Raw genomic sequence first — 4,874 nt, forward strand, 5'->3', positions numbered from 1 at the left:
CGCCGCCCGCCCCCCCCGCCCTCCCCCCCCCGCGCGCCCCGCGCCGCCCCGCGCGGCGCCCCGCCCCCCCCCCCCCCCGCCCGCCCCCCCCCCCCCCGGCTCCGCGACGCCCTGGCACCCGTGCGGCTGCGGCTGGTCGCCCTGGCCGTCCTCCTGGCGGTCCGGATCTCGGTCGGCATCGCCCTGCCGGCCCTCCTCGCCACCGCGGTCGGCGCCGTGCTCGACGGCACCGGCGTCCGCGGCCCGGCCGCCCTCCTGGCGGTGGTACTGGCCGTCGGCGGGCTCTGCGAGGCGGCCGCCGGACCGCTGGCCGCGTCCGCGGGCGCCACCGCCACCCACCGGCTGCGCATGCTGACGATCCGCCACCTCCTCTCGCTGGGCCCCCGGTCGCCGCACGCCGTGGGTGACGCGGTCACCCAGGTCGTGCAGTCGGCGCCGATGGCCGCGGGCCTGCCCGCCCGTGCCGCCGAGAGCGCGATCTCGCTCCTGGGCTCGGTGGCGGCCCTGGCCGCCCTGTGGTGGACGAACTGGCAGGCCGGGCTGGCCTTCACCCTGGCCATGCCGTTGACGGTACTGATCGCCCAGCGCTTCATGAAGGAGGCGGGCCGGGCCCAGGAGAACTACCTCGGAGCCCAGTCCCGCATCGCCGACGCACTGGTGGCCGCGCTCACCGGCGTCCGCACCATCCGGGCCGCGGGCACCCTCGCCACGGAAACCGACCGCGTGCTCGAACCGCTGCCCGAACTCTCCGCCGCCGGACGTGCGATGTGGCGCACCGAGCGGGACGTCGTATGGCGCCTGGGGCTCCTGTTGCCGCTCACCGACGTGCTCGTCCTGGCGGTGGCCGGCCTCGCCGTGGCGGACGGCCGGCTCAGCGCGGCAGGCCTGCTGGCCGTCTCCGGATACCTGGCCCTGGCCTCCGGCATGGTCGACCAGATCGACGTCCTGCTCGGGATCGCCCAGGCCCGGGCCGGTGCCCGCCGGCTCGACGCGGTGTTCCGGCACGAGCCGCCCGTCGGGGGCACGGCGGGCACCATGCCCGCGGACGGCGCCGTGCGGCTGCGGGGCGTCACCGTCCGCCGCGCCGGCGAACCCGTGCTGGACCAGCTGGATCTGGACCTGCCCGCCGGCGCCGCCGTCGCCCTGGTCGGCCGTACCGGGGCGGGCAAGAGCGTGCTGGCCGGCCTGCTCGGCCGGCTCACCGACCCCGACGAGGGAGAGATCTCGGTCGGCGGCGTCCCGGTGCGCGACCTGCCCCTGGACCGGCTCCGCACCCTGGTCGTGCACGCCTTCGAACGACCGGAACTGTACGGGCGGACGGTCCACGAGGCGATCTCCTTCGGCCGCCCCGGAGTCAGCCGCGAGGACGTGGTCCGTGCCGCCCGTGCCGCGCAGGCCGACCGGTTCGTGCGACGGCTTCCGGGCGGCTACGACACCCCGCTGGACGAGACCCCGATGTCCGGAGGCGAACGTCAACGACTCGGCCTTGCACGGGCGTTGATCCGACCGGCGCTGGTGCACGTCCTGGACGACGCCACCTCGGGCCTGGACACCGCGACCGAAGCCGAGGTCAGCCGCTCCGTCACCGAGCTGCTGGCCGGCCGCACCAGGCTCGTGGTGGCCCACCGCGCCGCCACCGCCGCCCGCTGCGACCTCGTCGCATGGCTCGACGGCGGCCGGATCCGGGCCTTCGGCCCGCACGGCCGGCTCTGGGCGGACCCCGAGTACCGGGCGGTCTTCGGCCCGGCCGGCGCCCCCGGACCCCTCACCGACCGGGATCCCACGAAGAAGAGGACGAAGGAGGAGCGGTGTCGCGTCGACCACCGATGAGGATCGGCTTCGGCCTCAGCGCCCCCGCAGGGCGGCTGCTCGCCGACGGGCTGCGCGGCAGCGGGGGGCCGCTGCGCCGGATCGCCGGCTGGTCGGCCCTGGAGGCCGCGCCCGCGCTGGCCTCCGGCTGGGTGACCGCGGCCGCCCTCGACCGCGGGTTCCTGGCCGGCCGGACGGGCGTCGGCCTGGCCTGGATCGCCCTGCTGGCCGGGTTGTTCTTCGCCCGGGCGGCCGCCGAGCGCGCCCTGTTCACCCCCCTGTCCGAGGTCGTCGAGAGCTTGCGGGACGCCTTGGTGCGCCGCGTGGTGCGCGGAGTGCTGGAGCGGGCCACCACCGGCGGGCACGGCGGCGGCTCCGCGGCCGTCGCCCAACTGAACGGCCAGGTGGACACCGTCCGCAACCTGACCGGGACACTGCTGCGGACCGCCCGGCCACTGAGCGTGTCGCTGCTCGCAGCCGTGATCGGACTGGCCGCGCTCGACCCGCTGCTCGCCGCTCTCGTACTGGCGCCTCTGGTACCGGCGTTGACGGTCTTCCTCTGGTCGATGCGCCGGCTGACGGCGCGCCGCCGGCTGCTCGTCCTCGCCGAGGAGAAGGTCGCGGGCCACGCCGGCGCGGCGCTCGGCGCGTCCCGCGACATCACGGCGCTGGCGGCCGAGCCGCACGCCGCTTCGCTCGTGGAGCAGGAAGTGGCCGGGGCCGCCAAGGCTCAGGTCGCCGTCGGGCTGGCGGCCTCGCTACGGGTTCCCGTGGTCCTGCTCGGCGGCCAACTGCCTTTGCTGCTCCTGCTGCTGGCCGGTCCCGGCCTGGTGGCGCACGGGTCGGTCAGCCCGGGGGCCGTGGTCGGCGCGGCCACCTACGTGGCGGCCCACCTGCTGCCGGCCCTGCAGATGCTGGCGGGCGCGGTGTCCGGGTACTGGAGCCAGCTGGGCGTGGTGCTCCACCGGCTGGCCGAGGCGGCCACGGTGCCGGAACCCTCTGTCCAACAGGCCGCCGCGGCGGAGCGGCCTTCCGGGGTGTCCCGGCCCTCCGCAGCGCCGGAGGCGGCGCCGGCAGCCCGGTGGCGTGGGGCCGCCCCGGACCTCTCGGTGCGGGATCTCGACTTCGCCTACGGTCCGCACGCCGAGCCCGTGCTGCGCCGGCTCAGCCTGGACGTCCCGTTCGGCGACCACCTCGCCGTCGTCGGCCCGAGCGGCATCGGCAAGTCCACCCTCGCGGCGCTGCTCGCCGGGATCATCCCCCCGACCTCCGGCACGGTGGACCTCGACGGCCGCCCGGTGACGGACCTCGATGAGGCACTGCGCTGCCGGCTGTTCGCCCTCGTCCCGCAGGAGGCGTACGTATTCCCCGGCACGGTCGCCGCCAACCTGGCCTATCTGGCTCCCGATGCCGGACCGGCCCGGCTGCAGCGCTCCGCCGCGGCGGTCGGGCTGACCGGGGTGATCGACCGGCTCGGCGGGCTCGACGCCCGACTGCGCTCTCCGGCCACGGAACTCTCCAGCGGGGAGAGGCAGTTGTTCGCCCTGGCCCGGGTCCACGCGTGTGCCGCCCCCGTGGTGGTCCTCGACGAGGCGACCTGCCACCTGGACCCGGTCGCCGAGGAACGGGCGGAAGCCGCCTTCGCCGCGCGCCCCGGTACCCTCGTCGTCATCGCCCACCGGCTCGTCTCGGCCACCCGGGCCCGCCGGGTCCTACTGCTCGACGGCGACCGGACGGCTTTGGGCACCCATGCCGAACTCCTCGTACGCAGCCCTCATTACGCAGACCTCGTCGGCCACTGGGCGGGCACGACGCCGGCCGGCTCCGGCGGCCGTGAGCAGGAGGTGGCAGGGCGCGGGTGAGTCGTGCCGGCCGAGGCCGGCGTACGAACGGCTCAGGCCCGCGAACCGTTCGAGATCAGGGTTGGTCTGCCGGTTGAACGGCGCCGTCGCGGGACCGGCCGTCCCGGAGCTGGCGCCAGTGCGTGCGGTACAGCACGACGTACATGGCGACGACCAGGGCGCACACTTGCATGCCGATGCCCAGCCACAGGAAGGTCTTCTCGCTGGTCAGGCTATTGCTGAGGAAGCTGAAGTTCATGCCGAAGAAACCGGTCAGGAAGGACAGCGGCAAGAAGATGACCGAGGCGATCGCGAGTTTGTTGATCACGAGGTTCTGCTGGTCGGCGACGAGGGAGGCGTAGGTGTCGGCGGCCCGCCGGGTTTCGTCCCGCAGCGAGTCGATCTCCATCATCACCAGCTGCACGGTGCGTTCGTGCATGCGGTTCAGCGCTCGCCGCTCCTCCGAGAGGTCAGGGTTCGCGATCCGCCGATGGGTGAGGAACTCCTGCGCGATCGCGGAGTAGGGAAGGAAGGCACGGTGCAGCTGGGCCGCGCGCCGTCGCAGCCGGGCGAGCCGGTGGACGTGCTGCGACGCCCGCCCCTCGAACATCGCCTCCTCAACCTCCCCCACCTCCAGGAGTGCCTGCGCTGCCGCCCGGCGGAAGACTTCCAACACACCCTGCAGAAAGAGGAAGACCGCCGTCGCCCCGTTGGCGGGCACGTCCTCCGGCAACCGCCCGATGAACGTCTCGACCAGTCCCACGGGCCCGTGGTGCATCGTGACGAGGTGGCACTCGCTGGCGAGGACGTGGATGTGCCTGACGTGACTGCCGTCGATCACCGGCACGACACATCCGACCACTCCTCCGTGGTAGTCGGCCCGCACGGGTTCATTCCGTCTGCCGAGCCACTCCCATGTCTTGTCATCCAGGCCGAGGAGGCGGGCGAGTGGTTGCTCGTCGGACGGGGGGTCTTCTCCTTGGTCGATGTCCACGATCACGAAGTCGGGGGCTGCCAGACGCTCCCTGACCTCGGACAACGCTGTCCGAGTGACGACGCCTTCCGGCATCGACACCACCGATACGATCATCGCCCCTCACCCAAGATGACAGTGCCGCCCGGAAGACCGGCCACCGGCCACCGGCCACCGGCCACCGGCCACCGGCCACCGGCCACCGGCCACCGGCCACCCGCCCGCCACCCCGGGTCGCCCCGCGGGCCACG

3 protein-coding genes are annotated in these 4,874 nt (G+C 74.7%); 2 read left to right on the forward strand and 1 reads right to left on the reverse strand.

Annotated features, from left to right (window positions below; all coding sequences use genetic code 11):
• The first annotated feature begins 120 nt into the window (after positions 1–120).
• Positions 121–1,830 carry an ABC transporter ATP-binding protein gene (locus ACFXA3_RS35350; RefSeq protein ID WP_385193942.1) on the forward strand — a complete coding sequence of 570 codons (1,710 nt, stop codon included), beginning with the start codon at positions 121–123 and terminating at the stop codon, positions 1,828–1,830.
• Complete coding sequence (locus tag ACFXA3_RS35355) at positions 1,809–3,671, forward strand: ATP-binding cassette domain-containing protein (protein ID WP_385193945.1); 1,863 nt, start codon at positions 1,809–1,811, stop codon at positions 3,669–3,671. Before ACFXA3_RS35350 ends, ACFXA3_RS35355 begins: the two co-directional genes overlap by 22 nt.
• Before the next feature lie 55 nt (positions 3,672–3,726).
• Here the strand turns inward: ACFXA3_RS35355 and ACFXA3_RS35360 are convergent, their stop codons facing one another.
• Entirely contained in the window at positions 3,727–4,740 is a 1,014-nt protein-coding gene (locus ACFXA3_RS35360) for a CorA family divalent cation transporter (RefSeq protein WP_385193947.1), read from the reverse strand.
• Positions 4,741–4,874 lie beyond the last annotated feature (134 nt).

The organism is Streptomyces sp. NPDC059456, assembly GCF_042750055.1.
GTDB lineage: Bacteria > Actinomycetota > Actinomycetes > Streptomycetales > Streptomycetaceae > Streptomyces.